13 protein-coding genes and 1 pseudogene are annotated in these 16,625 nt (G+C 72.0%); 9 read left to right on the top strand and 5 right to left on the bottom strand.

The window, feature by feature from the left end:
• Positions 1–185: 185 nt before the first annotated feature.
• Both ACIQK6_RS26265 and ACIQK6_RS26260 read left to right on the top strand, forming a co-directional pair.
• Positions 186–380 carry a hypothetical protein gene (locus ACIQK6_RS26265; protein ID WP_329106320.1) on the top strand — a complete coding sequence of 65 codons (195 nt, stop codon included), beginning with the start codon at positions 186–188 and terminating at the stop codon, positions 378–380.
• A gap of 4 nt (positions 381–384) precedes the next feature.
• Positions 385–1,137, top strand: a complete 753-nt coding sequence (locus ACIQK6_RS26260; RefSeq protein ID WP_329106317.1) for a restriction endonuclease — start codon at positions 385–387, stop codon at positions 1,135–1,137.
• Between the two features lie 258 nt (positions 1,138–1,395).
• Here the strand turns inward: ACIQK6_RS26260 and ACIQK6_RS26255 are convergent, their stop codons facing one another.
• Positions 1,396–2,133 (bottom strand): TetR/AcrR family transcriptional regulator C-terminal domain-containing protein, encoded by a 738-nt coding sequence (locus ACIQK6_RS26255; RefSeq protein ID WP_329106316.1) that lies wholly within the window; start codon positions 2,131–2,133, stop codon positions 1,396–1,398.
• A 98-nt stretch (positions 2,134–2,231) separates the two neighbouring features.
• Between ACIQK6_RS26255 and ACIQK6_RS26250 the strand changes: the two genes are divergently transcribed.
• Together ACIQK6_RS26250 and ACIQK6_RS26245 are read left to right on the top strand one after the other, a co-directional pair.
• Entirely contained in the window at positions 2,232–3,494 is a 1,263-nt protein-coding gene (locus ACIQK6_RS26250) for an FAD-dependent monooxygenase (RefSeq protein WP_402695583.1), read from the top strand.
• Positions 3,495–3,673: 179 nt separating this feature from the next.
• Positions 3,674–4,318: a ScbR family autoregulator-binding transcription factor gene (locus ACIQK6_RS26245; protein ID WP_329106312.1), complete on the top strand. Its 645-nt coding sequence runs from the start codon at positions 3,674–3,676 to the stop codon at positions 4,316–4,318.
• A 98-nt stretch (positions 4,319–4,416) separates the two neighbouring features.
• Here the strand turns inward: ACIQK6_RS26245 and ACIQK6_RS26240 are convergent, their stop codons facing one another.
• On the bottom strand, positions 4,417–5,553 hold the full coding sequence (locus tag ACIQK6_RS26240) for a hypothetical protein (protein WP_329106310.1): 1,137 nt from the start codon (positions 5,551–5,553) through the stop codon (positions 4,417–4,419).
• A 214-nt stretch (positions 5,554–5,767) separates the two neighbouring features.
• Positions 5,768–6,706 carry an alpha/beta fold hydrolase gene (locus ACIQK6_RS26235; protein WP_402695582.1) on the bottom strand — a complete coding sequence of 313 codons (939 nt, stop codon included), beginning with the start codon at positions 6,704–6,706 and terminating at the stop codon, positions 5,768–5,770.
• 135 nt (positions 6,707–6,841) lie between these two features.
• Between ACIQK6_RS26235 and ACIQK6_RS26230 the strand changes: the two genes are divergently transcribed.
• From ACIQK6_RS26230 to ACIQK6_RS26220, 3 genes are all read left to right on the top strand, one after another.
• Positions 6,842–7,447: a TetR/AcrR family transcriptional regulator gene (locus ACIQK6_RS26230; RefSeq protein WP_402695581.1), complete on the top strand. Its 606-nt coding sequence runs from the start codon at positions 6,842–6,844 to the stop codon at positions 7,445–7,447.
• A 242-nt stretch (positions 7,448–7,689) separates the two neighbouring features.
• Entirely contained in the window at positions 7,690–9,372 is a 1,683-nt protein-coding gene (locus ACIQK6_RS26225; protein ID WP_402695580.1) for a glycosyltransferase family 2 protein, read from the top strand.
• 14 nt (positions 9,373–9,386) lie between these two features.
• On the top strand, positions 9,387–12,410 hold the full coding sequence (locus ACIQK6_RS26220; protein WP_402695579.1) for an acyltransferase family protein: 3,024 nt from the start codon (positions 9,387–9,389) through the stop codon (positions 12,408–12,410).
• Positions 12,411–12,542: 132 nt separating this feature from the next.
• On the opposite strand, the gene ACIQK6_RS26215 is transcribed toward ACIQK6_RS26220, so the two are convergent.
• Complete coding sequence (locus ACIQK6_RS26215; protein ID WP_329106301.1) at positions 12,543–12,968, bottom strand: subtilase-type protease inhibitor; 426 nt, start codon at positions 12,966–12,968, stop codon at positions 12,543–12,545.
• Between the two features lie 397 nt (positions 12,969–13,365).
• Between ACIQK6_RS26215 and ACIQK6_RS26210 the strand changes: the two genes are divergently transcribed.
• Positions 13,366–14,535 (top strand): alpha/beta hydrolase family protein, encoded by a 1,170-nt coding sequence (locus tag ACIQK6_RS26210; protein WP_402695578.1) that lies wholly within the window; start codon positions 13,366–13,368, stop codon positions 14,533–14,535.
• Positions 14,536–14,717: 182 nt separating this feature from the next.
• A complete protein-coding gene (locus tag ACIQK6_RS26205) occupies positions 14,718–15,503 on the top strand; it encodes a class I SAM-dependent methyltransferase (RefSeq protein ID WP_329106296.1) in 786 nt (261 codons plus the stop codon).
• 7 nt (positions 15,504–15,510) lie between these two features.
• On the opposite strand, the pseudogene ACIQK6_RS26200 reads toward ACIQK6_RS26205, so the two are convergent.
• Positions 15,511–16,593 (bottom strand): annotated as a pseudogene (locus ACIQK6_RS26200) (IS630 family transposase).
• Positions 16,594–16,625: the final 32 nt, after the last annotated feature.

The raw sequence follows: 16,625 nt of genomic DNA, 5'->3' as shown, positions 1-16,625 counted from the left end.
CAACTCCTCCGGTTCGAGTGAAAGGATCGACCAACCTCTTGAACGGCGTCTGCCCCGGCTTTCCCGTTGTGAACGCACGCTTCCCCCTCGGCCCGGCCCACCGGCGGACGATCCTGCGGAAGGGGCCGCTCATGATCCGGCCCCCACGGGGAACACGGCGGTCACCGAACGAAAGGGGCATGGACATGCTCGGCATCACCGCCGCAGTGCTGTTCTTCGTCGCGTTCCTGATCAACGCCGCCACCATCAGCACGAACGAAGTGTTCAGCTCCACCAACTTCACGCTGCTCGGCCTCGCCGCTCTCGCGCTCCACGTCGCCGGCGTCGGCCACGGGTGGGCGGCCCGCGGGCGGGGCCGGGGCCGGGGCCGGAGGAGCTGACCCCATGACACGGAGGGGAAACAGGAGCGGGGTCCCGCGGAGCGGCGCGACGCTCGGGCGCGATCTGGTGCTCGCCGTGGGGCTGGCCGGGGCCGTCATGGGCGGCCTGGCCGCCTTCGTCAGGGCCACCTCGGCGGCCGGGACACGGCTGCCGGCCCTACCGGTGGTCGCGGCGGTGGTGCTGCTGATCGGCGTGGCGTTCGCCGCGTGGAGCGCGTCCCCCGTGAGGCGCCGCTCCCCGGCACCGCCCGACCCGGGCGCGTACTCCGCGACGGGCGTGCGGCCCGCGACGGAACTGCCGGATGTCGGAGCCGAGGCGCTCGACCATGCCGCGGTCGATGCCGACGGCTTTGAACACACCATCGCCGCTCTCTGCGTACGCGACGGCTGCACCCCGGTGGAGGTGGTGGGCGGCGCGGGTGATCTGGGCGCCGACGTGATCGCCACGACCCCGGACGGGCTGCGCGTCGTCGTGCAGTGCAAGCACTATGCCGAGGACAACCGGGTCGGCTCGCAGGACCTGCAGCGTTTCGGCGGGACCTGCTTCGCCGTCCACGACGCCGATGTCGCGATCGTCGTCACGACGAGTCAGTTCACGGCGCCCGCCCTCGAGTACGCCGCGGCGTGCGGAATCGTCTGTGTCGACGGCGAGGCCTTGGCCGCCTGGACCGAGCCGGGCGTACGGCCGCCGCCGTGGGCGTCCGACACGACCTGCTCCGGCCTGACCGCAGCGCCCGGCGGCCGGGCGCTGCGGTGAGTCTCCGACTTCGGGCGCCCTCGGGTCGGGCATGCTCGCTCATGGTCCTCCGGCCGTGGGGCGCATCCGGCTGAGCGACGCCACCGGGTGGGATGCTCGAAGCCTCCGGGCGCGGGTGCGGGTGCGGAGGTGGTGAACGGTCGACCAACCGCCGGACTCCCCGGCGCCCCCACCACTGCACGCCCGTCCCGAACCGCCGGTTGACGCCCTCGAACCTCCGGGCGTCACCGCACCGCCCCGAGCGGCCCGCGCGTGACGTCAGTTCCCGTCCGCGCGGTGGGCCATCAGCAGTTCGAGCCCGTCCAGGATCCGGCTCAGCCCGAACTCCAGGGCCTGGTCCCGCCCGCCGTGCGCCGCTGCCGAGGCCAGCGCCGCCCCGAGTGCGGGGAACCGTTCCCCGTGCTCGCGCATCACCTCGCCCAGCACCGCCGCGAGCTGGGCGTCCGGGCCGGCCGCCCCGGACCCGGGTCCCGCGCCTGCGGCCCGCTCTTGCTCGGCGATGCCGCGTACGTGTCCGGCGAGCAGCACCACCGCGTCCATCGCCTCGGCCCCGGTCAGTCCGCACCCGTCCAGCGCGGCGAGCGCCCGCTCCATCCACTCCAGCTCCCGCGGGCCCATGACCCGTACGCCGACGGTCGCTTCCACCAGCCACGGGTGGAGCCGAAGGCCCTCCAGCAGCCCCCGAGCCCACTCTTCGAGCCGCTGGCGCCACGGGCCGCCCGGCGACTGCGCCGCCGCGGGCAGCGCGCCCTCCACCATCAGCGCGACCAGTTCGGCCTTGCCCGGCACGTACCGGTACAGGGCCATCTTGGTAACGGCCAGCTCCGCGGCCACCCGCTGCATCGACGCGCCGCCCAGGCCCTCCGCGTCGGCGATCTCGATACCGGCCCGGGCGATCCCCTCCAGCGTGAGCCCCCGCTTCGGTCCGCGCGCGGGCCCGGCCGGCGGCGGCCCCCACAACAACCGCACGGCCGGGCCCCATTGATCGCTCGTCATCGCCCTCACCTTGCGCTCGCCCCAAAACTGCGTCTACCGTACACGGTATCGAATCAGTGTCCGACGGACACAGTTAATCCTCAGGCCAGGAGTCCTCCATGACCGCATCGTTCGCGCGGGCCGACCGCCCGCGCCCCGCCGCCCGCACCGTCCTCATCTCGGGCGCCGGCATCGCGGGCCCGGCCCTCGCCCACCGGCTCGCCCACCACGGCCTGCGGCCCACCGTCGTCGAGGTCGCCCCCGCCCTGCGCCCGGGCGGCCAGGCCGTCGACTTCCGTGGCGGGACCCAGCTCGACGTCCTGCGGCAGATGGGGATCTTCGACGCGCTCCACCGCGTCCGGACCGGCGGCAGCCCGATGACCTTCGTCGACGCCGGCGGCCGCACGCTCCTGCGCCTGCCCGCCGAGTTCGCGGGCGGCGACATCGAGGTCCTGCGCGGCGACCTCTCCCGGATCCTCTACGAGGCCTCGCTCGCCGCCGGCGCCGAGTACGCCTTCGGGGACTCCCTCACCTCCCTGACCGAAACGGCCACCGGCGTCGACGTCACCTTCCGCCACGCCCCGCCCCGCACCTTCGACCTCGTCATCGGCGCCGACGGCCTCCACTCCAACGTCCGGCGCCTCGCCTTCGGCCCGGATGCCGATCACGTCACCCACCTCGGCCACTACGCCGCCACCTGGAGCCTGCCCCACCACTCGGGCCTGGGCCTGGACCTGCGGCCGGGCGCCGGCTCCATCGGCCACAACACCCCCGGGCGCCTCGCCAGTGTCGCCGTGGACCACACCGACCCCGCCCGGGCCCGCGCGCTCTTCGTCTTCGCCTCCCCCGAGCTCGCGTACGACCGCCATGACCCCGAGGCCCACAAACGCCTCCTGCGCCGGGCGTTCGCGGGCCTGCCCTGGAAGGTGAACCGCCTCCTCGACTCCCTCGACACGGCCGACGACCTCTACTTCGACTCGATCAGCCGCGCCGACGCCCCCGCCTGGTCCGCCGGCCGGATCGCCCTCCTCGGTGACGCCGCCTGCGGCGCGACGATCGGCGGGATGGGCACCGGTACCGCGGTCCTGGGCGCGTCCGTCCTGGCCGGCGAACTCTCCCGCTCGCCCGGGGACCATCGGGCCGCCTTCACCCGCTACGAATCCCTACTGCGCACCTACGCCCAGGACCGCCAGAAGGGCGGGGACCGCACGGGCCGCTTCCTCGCCCCCGCGTCGAAATGGGGCCTGCACCTGCGCAACACCATGCTCAGCAGACCCCGCATCCTCGCCTGGATGCTCAACGCGGCGAAGGACGCCACCGCACTCGCGCTCCCGGACTATCCGGAGCGACCGGTCAACTTCCCTTCGAGGCAAGCTGATTGACCTCCGAGCGGGCTCGCCACCGAAAAAGAATCACGCAAAGAACCACACAACTCCCCGAACCGCTCCCCGCCGCCGCAAGAAAGTACCTGCCGACTGGTTTCCATTCGCGCGGCCCGACTAGATTGACGGGACACCGCGGCGAACACCGCTCGGGCAGTGATCAAGGGGACGAGCAGAACGTGGCGAGGGCCAGACAGGGGCGGGCCGAGATCACCCGCCAAGCCATACTCAACGGCGCGGCGACCGCCTTCGACCTCAGCGGGTTCGAGGGCACCAGCCTCAGCGACGTCGTCAAGCACGCCGGAGTCACCAAGGGCGCCCTCTACTTCCACTTCCCGTCCAAGGAAGCCCTCGCCCGCACCCTGATGGACGAGCAGTTCCAGGTCTCCGAGCACGTCCCCGCCATCCAGAACCCGGGCCTGCAGACCGTCATCGACCTCACCCACCAGATGGCCCACGGCCTGCGCACCGACGTCCGCATCCGGGCCGGCATCCGTCTGGTCATCGAGTTCGGCTCCTTCTCCCACCCCGACCCGACCCCCTACGACGCCTGGATCGACACCTGCCGCAGCTGCCTGACCCCCGCTCAGCAGCGCGGTGACATACACCCGTCGCTCGACGTCCGGGACCTCTCGACCCTGCTGGTAGGAGCCTTCACCGGCATCCAGGTCACCTCGCACGTCCGCACCCGCCGCGAAGACCTCCACACGCGCGTCACCGACCTGTGGAAATTCCTCCTCCCCGCGATCGTCCCCCCGCAACACCTCACCCGCTTCCACCCCACGGGCACGCCGGAGGCGGCCCCGCCCGCCCCCACCCACTGACGCAGGACGGCCCCGCACACGCCGTGGCGATCCACGGGGGTGCTCGCCACGGCGTGCCCGAGACCGCCCTGCCCCGAACGAACGGAACCGAACCGGCCCTAGGGCCGGGAGCCCTTCAAGACGTACGCCTGCTTGGACGCACAGGTCCAGATCACCGGCAGGACCCGGTTCTGCGCGTCCAGCGCGGCTCCGCCGACCCGGTCGTCGTCGGTGACGGCGAACGCGGCGGTGAACAGGGACGGACCCAGCCCCGGCAGGACGCGCATCGGCCCCTTGCCGGTCCAGTACTGCGCCCGGGCCGGCGGGCTGTCCGGCGGGGGCGGCGACGGGTACCTGAACTCGGCCAGGCCGACCGCGACTCCGGTGTTCGGGCTGATCGCGTCAAACGTTCCGCCGATCGCTCCGGGCGCCCAAGGTGCGTACACCGCAGGGCCGTCGGGTCGGTTCCACACCACGGCGTACTCCGCGCTGTCGGGCCCGCTGCCCCGCCGCGCGTAGCCGACGATCCGGCCCGAGTCGTCGATCCCCCGGGTGACGTGCTGGTCCCCCGTGTCGTCGAAGGGCGCCAGCACCACGGGCGTCGAGTCCGGGTACGCGGGCCAGTAGAGCCCCGGGACGGCTTGGAACTGGCGGCCGGGGCGCCGTTCCAGCTCCCAGGCGTTGCCCGATACCTGCCCGGCGTTGTTGAGGCCGGACATCTGGGAGAGCATGTAACCGGCGGGCCGGGGCAGTTCGCGGCGCGGCCTGCCGTGCGACCACTCCACGCCGATGATCCGGTTCTGGGCGGCGTCCCAGAGGCTGCCGATGATGACGCCGCGGTCGTTGACCCCGCTCGCCTCGTCCCCGCCGGGCAGTACGGTGATGGCGGCGTCGCCGTGCCGGTAGCTGAACGCCAGGCTGCCGTCGCGGGTGGTCACCTGCCCGACCATGAGGCCGGACCGGTTGACGTCCTTGACCCGGCCCGTGCTGGAGCCCTCGGGCACCGGGACCGCGTACACCTGTTCCCCGATCCAGTACACCGGCTTCATGCCGGACATGCCGACCGCCAGGCGCGAGTGCCCCGGTGCGATGGCCGAGACCTGGGTGTGGCGCACCCAGGGGCTCGGATGCGGATCGTCGGTGGCGGGCAGCTTCTGCAGGACCTGGATGGACGGCGTGCAGGATGCGGCCGTTGACCCCGCGGCCGCCTGCGCGGGAGCCGTCATGCCGAGGGCGGCGAGGAAACTGCCCGCCACGGCGAAGCCCGTACGCCTCGTACGTCCTGGGCCCCTCGTGTTCCTGGTGCGTCGCGTTCTCGTCGCCATGGATCCCCCCGGATCACGTCACGTGGAAAGCCGAACCGCAGGGAGACATCCTTGCCCCGCCGGACCGGGATGAACAGCGACGATCCGGACAAGCGGCACGTCACTTCCGGACCTGCCCACGCGATCCGGAGCCGCCGGGCCCGGCTCAGGCGCCGGCCGGGGCGAGGGAGTCGACGTCCTCCATGAAGCTCAGCATCCGCGCGTTGACCAGGTCGGGGTGGTCGATCTGCGGTCCGTGGCCGGTCGCGGCGACGATCTCGGCGCGAGCGCCGGGTATCAGGCGCGGTACGCGTTCCAGCTGGCGCTTGGGGTGGACGAGCAGGCTGCGCTTGCCCAGGACGAGGTAGAGGGGGGTGCGGATGGAGCGCAGCGCGTCCTCGGCCAGCGGCAGGGGCGCCGGGCGCCGGATCCGGAAGGCCCGGGCACCCAGCTGGACCCACTTGCGCAGCTCGGGCACGACGATGACCGGCTGCTCAAGCCAGGCGGCGAGGCGCGGGCGCAGCGCCTTGGGCGCGAAGCTGGCGAAGAGGCTGACGAAGACCCAGGCGAAGAAGCGCAGGCCCACCTTCTCCAGGCCGCCCGGGTCGAGGAGCGTGACGGAGGCGAGTCGACCGCTCCGGCGGTGCGCCTGGTTGAGCACGAGCCAGCCCCCGTAGGAGGAGCCGACGACGTGTACGCGGTCGAGGCCCAGTCCCTCCAGCGCCTCGTCGAGCCACTGGGCCGCGCGCTCGGGCTGCCACATGGGTTCGCGGTGGATGCTGCGGCCGGCGTCACCGGGGGTGTCGAGCGCGTAGACGGGGCGTTCGGCGCTGAGCGCGGGGGTGTTGGGGTACCACATGGCCGAGGAGTAGCCGGCGCCGTGGATCAGAACGACCGGAGTACGGGACTCCGCGGCCGGGTCGTCGGGGCCGTAGCGGTAGACGTGCGTGGTGCCGAAGCTGGTCTCGACGTCCGTCTCGTAGCGGGCGGGTGCACCCATCGCGTAGAGCGCGTCGCCCGCGGCGAAGTACCGGTCGCGCAGCTCGTCGCTCACGTAGCGGCCGACGTCGCGGCGCGGACGGGTTCGGGTGGGGTTCTCAGGCACGGGGCACCTCCGGTTCTTCGAAGATCCATTCTTCGTAATACGAACGTACCATAAAGATGGTACAGCGGTACCATGAAAGGGTCCGGGCGGTCCGGACCGCGAACGCGAGCGCACACGGACGGGCGGAGACAGGACATGCCGAAGCGCGTGGACCACGAGGAACGGCGGGCCCAGATCGCCGAGGCGCTCATCCGGGTGGCCGGGCGGCGCGGACTGCACGCCGTCGGCATGCGCGACGTCGCAGCGGAGGCGGGGGTGTCGCTGCGACTCGTGCAGTACTACTTCGAGACCAAGGAGAAGCTGCTCTTCTACGGACTCCAGCACCTCACGGACCGCTTCACCGCACGCGTGGGCGAGCGCCTGCGCGCCGTCGGCCCGAACCCGGGCCCCCGCGCGACCATCGAGGCACTGCTCCTGGCCTCCCTCCCCACCGACGAGGAGGGCCGCACCTTCCACCTCCTCTACAGCTCGTACTCGATCCTGTCCGTGACCGACGAGGCGCTCGCCGCCCAGCCGTTCATCGACAACCCCGACGCCGCGGAGAACGCCGTCGCCGGCCTGCTCCGGCAGGCTCAGGAGAGCGGCGCGGCCGACCCGGGCGTCGACGCGCGCACGGAGGCGATCAGCCTGCTCGCCATGACGGCGACCATGGGCACCAGCATCCTGGTGGGCCAACGGGAGCCCGAGTCGGCCGTCGCGGTGCTCCACCACCACCTCGACCGGATCTTCACCACCACCTGACCCCGACCGGCCGCGGCCCGCCCCGGCGAGTTCCAGGACTGTTCACCCCTACGTGACCCGCGCCTTCCCGGAGCCGCCGGACACGGCCGGTCGAATGGTGGACCGAGAGGTCTGGACCATTGAAGTCGCGCCAAACCGTGGCGCATTGACTCCGGTGCCACACTCTCGCAACAACTGGTCTATACCTTTGGCATTAGGATGGGCCACCTGAAACGGGTACATGCACGGCCGTGGGGGGCTTTATGACCTTTCATCATCTTCCGCAACCACCATCCGACGAAGAACTCTTCTGGTATTTCGGTCCGCAGCGCCGCTGGGTCCTCGTGAGTACCTCGCTCGCCTTCGTGTTCACGGCGGTGACCATGTTCACCTTCGCCCTGCGGACACCGGCCCTATGGGCGTTCCTCGCCGTCCTCGGGCTCAACCTCGTCGCCCTCGCCCTGTCCAGCGTCAACAGCCTGCGCCAGCGCCGGCTCACCCGGCAGTCGCACGAGGTGCTCGTCCACGCCTGGCAGCCCGCGAGCCTGCCGGACGTCGATCTGTACCTGCCCACCTGCGGCGAGCCGCTCGACGTCCTGGGCAACGCCTACCGCGCGGTTGCGGCCGTCGACTGGCCCGGCGCGCTGACCGTCTGGGTCCTGGACGACGCCGACCGGCCCGAAGTCGCTGCGCTGGCCGCCTCGTACGGCTACGAGTACGTCGTACGGCCCGACCGGGGGCACCTGAAGAAGGCCGGCAACCTCAACCACGCGCTCACCCTGAGCAGCGCCGAGTTCATCGCGATCCTGGACGCGGACTTCGCCCCGCGGCCGGACTTCCTGCGCCACCTCGTGCCCTACCTGGCCGACCCGGCCGTCGGCATCGTGCAGAGCCCGCAGTGCTTCGACACCGACGAGAACATGGGGTGGATCCAGCGGGCCGCCGGCTCCGCGCAGGAGTGGTTCTTCCGCTGGATCCAGCCGTCCCGGGACGCGAGCGACGCCGCCATCTGCTGCGGCAGCAACGCCGTGTACCGGCGCAGCGCGATCGACCTGGCCGGCGGCTTCGCCCGGCTCGACCACAGCGAGGACCTGTACACCGGGCTCGCCCTGCACGAGCAGGGGTTCCGCACCCTGTACGTACCGGTGCTGGTCGCCAAGGGCACCTCGCCCGACCGGGTCACTTCCTTCGTCAACCAGCAGTACCGGTGGGCGATGGGCAACCTCCACCTGCTCGGCACGCCCGTGCTGCGGCGGATGGGCGCGCCCTGGCGGATGCGGCTGTGCTTCTACGAGGGCATCGTCGGCTATCTGACCACCGCCGTGAACACCTTCGCTGCGCCGTTGCCGCCGCTGGTGATGATGTTCTGGTTCCCGGACCAGATCCGGCCCTGGCACGTACTGCCCCTGCTCGCCCCGCTGTGGCTGTGGCACGTGCTGCTGCCGCGGATCAGCCGTACCCGCTGGCGGGTGGAGGTCATCCGGGCGAACGTCCTGACCAGCGTGGCCGCCGCGACCGCGTTCGTGCACACGCTGCGGGGGCGGACCGCCGCCTGGGTGCCCACCGGCGCGCGGAGTGCGGGAGCTCCGGGCGGGATGGCCCGCCGGGTGGTGACCGTCTCGCTCGTCTGGCTCGTCCTCTCCAACGGCGCCGCGGCCATCGGCCTCGCGCTGGCCGTGGCCCGGGGCGGCTGGGAGCCCAACTGGGGGCTGCTCCTCTACCTCCTGGTGCAGTGCCAGATCAACGTCCCGCTGATCCGGGACCTGGTGGCCGAGCTGTACCCGGAGGCGGGGCCGGTGCGCGCCCGGGTGCGTGCCGCGCTGCGCCCGCGCGGCGGCGTGCTGCCGCGCCGCTGGCCCGAGACCGTCGCCGCTTCCGCGGTCCTCCTCCTGACCGGACTGCTGGCTTCGGGGTGGGTCGACCCGATGCTCCCCTGGCTGAGTTGAAAGGCACCGTCCGCATGTCCTTCCTCGTGACACCCGGCCGGCGCAGGCCCCGCGGGAGCGTCGCTCCCGGGGCCGCAGAGATGCCGTCCGGATCCCGCTCGGGCAACGAGTCCGGGCCGAGCCCGCACCGATCCGCCTTCCGGCCCGACATCGAGGGTCTGCGCGCGGTCGCCGTCCTCGCGGTGCTGGCCTTCCATGCCGGCATTCCCGGGGCGACCGGTGGCTTCGTCGGCGTGGACGTCTTCTTCGTCATCTCCGGCTACCTCATCACCGGCCTGCTGGTCCGGGAGGCGATCACCACCGGCCGGATCCACCTCGGTGACTTCTTCTCCCGGCGGGCCCGTCGGCTGCTGCCCTCCGCCGCCGTGGTGCTCGCCGTGGTGGCCGTCGCCGGCGCCTGGTTGACCGTACCGCTGCGCCGCACCGACATGGAGCACGACGTCGTCGCGGCGGCCCTGTCCTTCGCCAACTGGCGGTTCGTGGCGCAGCAGACCGACTACCTCGCCGCCGGGCACGACCAGAGCCCGCTGCTGCACTTCTGGTCCCTCGCCGTCGAGGAACAGTTCTACCTGTTCTGGGCCCCGCTGCTGGCGGTGCTGGTGCTGAGCGCGGCCCGGGCGGTCCGCCGGGGCCGGGCGGTCCGGCTCCTCGTGGTGCTGGCCGCCGCCCCGCTCACCCTGGCCTCGTTCGCGCTGGCGGTGTTCTGGACCGAGCACTCCGTATCGCTCGCGTACCTCGGAACTGCCTCGCGGGTCTGGCAGTTCGGTGTCGGGGCGCTGCTCGCCCTGCTGCCCTGGCACCTGATGCGCGGTCCGCGCCCGTTGCGGCTGCTGTGCGGCTGGGCCGGGGCCGCGGCGATCGGCTGGTGCGTCGTGTCGTACGACGCCGGGACCCCGTACCCGGGCTACGCGGCGCTCGTACCGACCCTGGCCACCGCCGCCGTGATCCTCGCCGCGATACCCGGCCGGGGCGAACGGCACGCGCAAGGGCCGTGGGACGTGGGGCGGCTGCTGGCGGGGCGGGCGCCCCGGGCCGTCGGGCGGCTCTCCTACACCCTGTACCTGTGGCACTGGCCGGTGCTGGTCCTCGCCGAGGCCCGGCTCGGCACGCTCGGCTGGCCCGCGAAGACCGCGCTGACACTGGCGGCCGTACTGCCCGCCCTCGCCACCATGCGCTGGGTGGAGCAGCCGCTGCGCCGCAGCCGCACGGTCTCCGAACTCCCCCGCCGCGGACTGTCGGTGGGCGTGTCGGCGATCGTGCTGCCGGTGGCCCTCGCGCTGGTGGTGGGTACGACGACCCTGCGCGTGCTGGGTCCGGCCGGCCCGGTCGACACCCGGGGGTTGCCCCCGGGCGCCGCCTCGGGCCCCACCCTGCTCGCCCGCACGGCCGGTGCGCCGCTCGCCGACGGACCGGTGGTGCCCAGTCCCGCCCAGGCACGGGGGGACTTCCCGCCGGACGGGGCCTGCGAGGTCGCCCCGGCCGAGACGCGCAGCCCCGACTGCCTGTTCGGCGCGGTGGACAGCCCGGACCGGATCGTGCTGCTCGGGGACTCGCACGCGGGGCAGTGGTTCTCCCCGATGCTCGCGCTGGCCGCCGAACGGGGCTGGGCGCTGCAGGAGTTGGTGAAGCAGGGGTGCCCGCTGCCGGAACTGACGGTGGACAGCCCGCAGCTCGGGCGTGCCTACCGAGAGTGCGACACCTGGCGGGCGGACTCCCTGGAGCGGCTGCGGCAGCAGCCCAAGCCGCGCCTGATCGTGATCTCTTCGCTCAACCGGTACACCGCCGACGCAGAGCTGCTGGCCGAGGCCTGGGAGAAGACGCTGACGCCGCTCCGGGCCCTGGGGGCGCCGATCGTCTACGTCGAGGACACGCCCGTACCCGGCCGGGACATCCCGGCGTGTGTGTCCGGCAGTCCGGGATCGCCGGCCGACTGCGCGTTCAGCCGCGCGGACGCCCAGCTGCCGGATCCGCTGGCGCAGCGGATCGCGTCCGGAGCCCTGCCCGGCGTACGGAGCGTCGGCGTGAACCAGGTCCTGTGCCCGGGCGACGGGCCGACCTGCCCGGCCGTGCTCGACCGGATCCTGCTCTACCGGGACGACGCCCACCTAACCAACGCGGCGGCCGTGGTCCTGACCGACCGGCTGGAACGGCTGCTCGCGGAGGCCGGGTTGCTGCCCGCAACGGGTGGAGCGACACCGGGGACGGCGCCGGGAGCGGACGGGTGGACGCGGCTGCTGCGCGACGACTTCGACGGCCCGGCGGGTACCCCTCCGTCCGCCGCCGACTGGATCCACGACATCGGCACCTGCTACCCGGGCTGCCCCGCGCCGCAATGGGGCACCGGCGAGATCGAGACCATGACCGACTCGACCGACAACGTCCGCCTCGACGGGAAGGGCGCGCTGGAGATCGTGCCCACCCGCAAGGACGGGCGGTGGAGTTCGGGGCGGATCGAGACGCGGCGCTCCGACTTCGCGCCCCCGCCCGGCGGGGTCCTGCGGATCGAGGCGTCGATCGCCCTGCCGGACGTGACCGGGGAGAAGGGGGCGGGATACTGGCCGGCCTTCTGGACCCTGGGGGCGCCGCTGCGCGACGGGTACACGGGGTGGCCGGGCGTCGGGGAGCTCGACGTCATGGAGTCCGTGAACGGGCGGGACACCGTCTTCGCCACGATGCACTGCGGTGTCCTGGAAGGGGGTCCGTGCCGGGAGCCCGCCGGCCTGACCTCCGGTCCGCAGCCGTGCGCCGGCTGCCGTACGGCGTTCCATTCGTACGCCGTCGAGGTCGACCTCGCGCCCGGCGCGCAGGAGGTGCGCTGGTACCTGGACGGGCGCGCGCACCACCGGGTGACCGCCGACCGGATGGACCCCGCGACGTGGCAGGCGGCCGTGGACCACGGACTGTTCCTGATCCTCAACGTGGCGATCGGTGGCAACCTGCCGCTCGCCGACGGCGCGAGCCCAGGTCCGGCCACCGAGCCGGGCCGTGCGATGCGGGTGGACCACGTCACCGTCTCCACCCGGGAGCGGACCGCGTAGACGCGTCGGGGTACAGACCTGTAGAGGGGGGAGCGCCTCGCTCCGGTCCGGTTGACGGTCCGTGAGCGGGGCGCGCTCCACGGGAGACCCGGAGCACGCCCGGCGCCTGCGCGGCACAGGTCGGATGTGGGATCAGAACGCGAAGACGGAGTTCCCGCCCAGGGTCGCGGACATCACGCAGGTGTTGGAGAAGGTGTGCTTCCAGGCGACACGGCTGCCCTTCCACACGCCGTCGGCGGTGACGGTGACCGGGGCGTAGTGCATCGGGCAGGCGCGGTCCGGGTTCGGTGAAGCCAGCAGACGGTCCAGCGCTCCGCCGGTGGAGTTGAGGGCGGCGCAGGCGGCCTGCGGGTCCGGGTGGGTGCCCTGCGCGGTCGGGGCGCAGCTGAGGGTGGAGGCCCGGAGGATGGTGGAGGTGGCTACGTCGTCGCCCTGCGCGACGGTGAACACCAGGGCGGACGGGGCGTACAGGCTGGAGGGCTGGGCGGCTGCCATGCCAGTGGTGCCGACCAGACAAAGGAGCGTGGCGGCGGAGGCAGCTGCGATGCGGTGGCGCACGACAAAACTCTCTTTCGATTCAAAGGTTGAACGCGATATTTGGTTTCGATATCGCGCCGTTGCGGGTTCAGACTGTCTGACGTGAAGCCAAGTCGCACATCCACCACCGATTTACGGACATGGCGTCCGCATATCGGCGAGCGAATGGCCGTTCGGGCTGCTCACGGGCATCCCGTCCGCTCCACCACCACACCCCGACCCCGGTCACGCCGCCCGCGACGTGCGGCCCCACCCCTCTCTGACCTGCTACCGGCCGCGCACGGTTCACCCGACGGCCACTCAGCTTGACCGAATGTGCACGCTCGAACACCCAGAGCGTCGCAGTCCGGCGAACCAACTCGACGACATCTCGGAAAAGTTAGGTAAGCCTTGCCTAAAAATGCCTTACGATGCCGGCATGAAGAAGATCATCCGCGTGCTGACGGCGGTGGCGACCGGCCTGGTCCTCGCCGCGCCCGGCACACTCGTCACGCCGGCCGCGGCCGCGTCCGCCCCGGCCGGCGTCTCCAGACTCGAACTCCCGCGCCCCACCGGCGGCTTCGCCGTGGGACGCGACACCCTCCACCTGGTGGACCGGGAGCGCAAGGACCCCTGGGTTCCCACGGCCGATCGGGAATTACTCCTGTCGCTCTACTACCCGGCGCTCGCGAACACCGGAAGTCCGGCTCCCTACATGAGCGCTCCCGAGGCCAAGGCACTGCTGACCGACCGGGGGCAACTGGGTGAGTACGTCACCCCCGAACGCGTCGCGGCCACCCGCACGAACGCGCGGACGGACGCGCTGCCCCGGCCCGCCGCGAACCGCTACCCCCTGATCATGCTCTCCTCCGGCTTCACCATGCCCCGTTCCTCGCTGACCACCCTGGCGGAGGAGCTCGCCAGTCGCGGGTACGTCGTCGCGGCGGTGGACCACGCCTACGAGTCGGACGGCACCGTCTTCCCCGGCGGCCGGATACTCACCTGCAAGGCGTGCGAGCAGGTGTTCCCCGACGGGTCGCTGCACCGGGTCTCCGACGGCCGGGCCCGTGACGTCCCGTTCGTCCTGGACCGGTTGACCGGCCCGCACCCGGCGTGGCGGTACTCCTGGCTGATCGACCCCCGGCACATCGGCATGGCCGGGCATTCGATCGGCGGTGCGGCCGCATCGGCCACCATGGCCGTCGACCCGCGCGTGGACGCCGGGGTCAACATGGACGGCACCTTCTTCACGCCCGTACCCCAGACCGGGCTCGGCGGGCGCCCCTTCCTGATGCTCGCCGGTGACCCCGCCCTGCTGTCGCCCGACTTCCCCGACACCTCCTGGGAGGACACCTGGCCCCGGCTGAACGGCTGGAAGCGCTGGCTGACCGTCACGGGGGCGGGACATCCCGGTTTCACCGACTGGCCCGTACTGGGTGACCAGGTCGGGTACCCGCACCCGGAGACACCGCTGTCGGGCACCCGCTCCCAGCAGATCACCCGGGCGTACGTCGGCGACTTCTTCGACCTGCACCTGCGCGGGAAGCCGGCGCCGCGCCTGGACGGTCCGACGGCGGCCGACCCTGAAGTCGTGTTCCACCGCAGCTGACGCCCTGTGCGGGGGCGCCCGCCCGCCCCGGCGGGCGCCCCCGCACCCGCACCGTTCTGAGTCGAACCGTCCAACCGTACAACCGAGTTGAACCGAGTTGAACCGAGTCGAACCGAGGAGTCCACGCGCATGTCGAACACCTCCGAGGGCGGCGGCGCCGCCCATGCCTGAGCGGGGTGGCCATGACCCTGCTGACCCCCCTCTACGGCCGTGCCCACGCGGCCGAGCTCCTCCCTGGCACGGCGTTCCGCGACCCGGCCGCCGCCTCCGTACTGGCCTCGACCGGATACCGCGCGCCCGAGGTCCTGACCGACCGGAGCAATGCGCTCGGCTCCGTCCACCGGGCCATCGTCTTCGACGAGTTGACCGCCGCCTTCTGTCGGGAACACCCCGACGCGGTGGTCGTCTCGGTGGGCATCGGTCTCGACACCCGCGCCGAGCGGCTCGCGGGCGCCTTGCCGGCCTCCGTCACCTGGCTCGGCGTCGACGTGCCCGAGGTCGTGCGGTTGCGGGCGGAACTGCTGCCCGGGGACCACTCCCGCGTGTTCGCCGCCTCGGTCACCGAGCCCGGCTGGGCGGATCAGCTGCTGCCCCTCGTCGGGGAGCGGCGCAACGTACTGGTCCTGGCCGAGGGCGTCCTGATGTACCTGGACCCGGCCGGCCTGAAGGCCTTCCTGACCTCCTGCCGGTCCGCCTTCCCCGCCGCCGAGCTGGTGGCGGACTTCTTCCACCCGAAGGTCGCGCTCAGCGGCCGGCATCCCATCGTCAAGGCGACGGGGGCGCAGTTCCGCTCCGGCGCCCGGGGCGGCCGCGGGCTCGCCGCCGTGGCACCCGGCTGGGAGTGGATCGGTGACCACCGGGTGATGGAACGCATCAGCATCGGCCACCGTGCGGCCGCGGGCCTCTTCCGTCTGCTGGCGCTCGGCGCCCCGGCCTACTCCGCGGCCCGGCTGCGCGCCACGAGCTAGTGCCGTCTCAGGCAACGTTTGCCCTGTCGACGACGGCGCGTAGGCGTCGGTCGTCGGCGTGGCGGTTTCGCCAGATGATGTAGCGGCGGATCATGCTGCCCTGTTCTTTGTGGTCGGCGTGGTCTGTGCCGTCGAGGGTGAAGTAGCGCAAGGCCGTGAACTGGGCCTCGATGCGGTTGAGCCAGGAGCTGTTGGTCGGGGTGTAGGCGATCTCGACGTTGTTCGCCGTAGCCCAGGTGCCGACCCGCTGACCCCTCTTCGTGGTCAAGTGCGGGGAGAAGTTGTCACTGACGATCGCGATCCGGACCTCTCGCGGGTAGAGCGTCCGCAGGTAGCGGCAGAACTCCAGGAACTGTGTCCGCTTCTTGACCGGCTTGATGTGGCCGTAGAGCTTGTCCTTGGCCAGGTCCAGGGCGGCGTACAGATGCCGCACTCCGCCGTAGCGGTTGTAGGTCGCCCGGCGCCGTCTGCGGGGCTCACGGTCGGAATCCTTGTGCTTGCCTCCGCGTTCGGCCCACTGCCGGCCCGGGTGCGGCATCAGATGGAGAGGTCCGAACTCGTTCATGCAGAAGATGACTTCGGGCTCGCTGTCCTCTGGTATGACTTCGCCGCCGGCGATCGCATAGAGGTGCTCGACGCGGGCCTTCTTGGCCGCTTAGTCCGGGTCGCGGGAGGTCTTCCAGGTCTTCAGGCGTTGAAAGGAGACGCCTTCCTCGCGGAGCAGGATGCGCAGGCCTTCGTGGCTGATGTCGTCGACCACCCCCTCGGAGACCAGGAAGTCCGCCAGTTTGGTCAGGCTCCAGGTCGAAAACGGCAGGTCATGCTCGGTCGGCTTGGACTTGGCGATCTTCTTGATCTCGCGGCGTTCAGGCAGTGTGAACGTCTTCGGTCGGCCGCCCTTGTACTTCGGATACAGCGAGTCGAAGCCGTCCGTGTTGAAGTTGTGGATCACGCCTCTGACACGATCGTCACTGGTGAACGACACCTCGGCGATCCTCGCCACCGGCATGCCCTGCGCGGACAGCAGCACCATCTGGGCCCGCCGCCAGGTCACCACCGACCCGGTGCCCCTGCGGATGATCCGCAGCAGTCGCCGCCCCTCGTCATCGCCGCAGCGACCAG

The sequence above is a fragment of the Streptomyces sp. NPDC091682 genome (assembly GCF_044756625.1).
Lineage (GTDB): Bacteria > Actinomycetota > Actinomycetes > Streptomycetales > Streptomycetaceae > Streptomyces.
Note: the sequence above shows the minus strand (reverse complement) of the source record. Positions and strands in the feature narration are given on the sequence as shown.

What these genes read in the sequence shown, in the direction of transcription:
- ACIQK6_RS26265 (WP_329106320.1), top strand. Translation starts at nt 186, where the DNA reads ATGCTCGGCATCACCGCCGCAGTGCTGTTCTTCGTCGCGTTCCTGATC.
- ACIQK6_RS26260 (WP_329106317.1), top strand. Translation starts at nt 385, where the DNA reads ATGACACGGAGGGGAAACAGGAGCGGGGTCCCGCGGAGCGGCGCGACG.
- ACIQK6_RS26255 (WP_329106316.1), bottom strand. Translation starts at nt 2,133, where the DNA reads ATGACGAGCGATCAATGGGGCCCGGCCGTGCGGTTGTTGTGGGGGCCG.
- ACIQK6_RS26250 (WP_402695583.1), top strand. Translation starts at nt 2,232, where the DNA reads ATGACCGCATCGTTCGCGCGGGCCGACCGCCCGCGCCCCGCCGCCCGC.
- ACIQK6_RS26230 (WP_402695581.1), top strand. Translation starts at nt 6,842, where the DNA reads ATGCCGAAGCGCGTGGACCACGAGGAACGGCGGGCCCAGATCGCCGAG.
- ACIQK6_RS26225 (WP_402695580.1), top strand. Translation starts at nt 7,690, where the DNA reads ATGACCTTTCATCATCTTCCGCAACCACCATCCGACGAAGAACTCTTC.
- ACIQK6_RS26220 (WP_402695579.1), top strand. Translation starts at nt 9,387, where the DNA reads ATGTCCTTCCTCGTGACACCCGGCCGGCGCAGGCCCCGCGGGAGCGTC.
- ACIQK6_RS26210 (WP_402695578.1), top strand. Translation starts at nt 13,366, where the DNA reads ATGAAGAAGATCATCCGCGTGCTGACGGCGGTGGCGACCGGCCTGGTC.
- ACIQK6_RS26205 (WP_329106296.1), top strand. Translation starts at nt 14,718, where the DNA reads ATGACCCTGCTGACCCCCCTCTACGGCCGTGCCCACGCGGCCGAGCTC.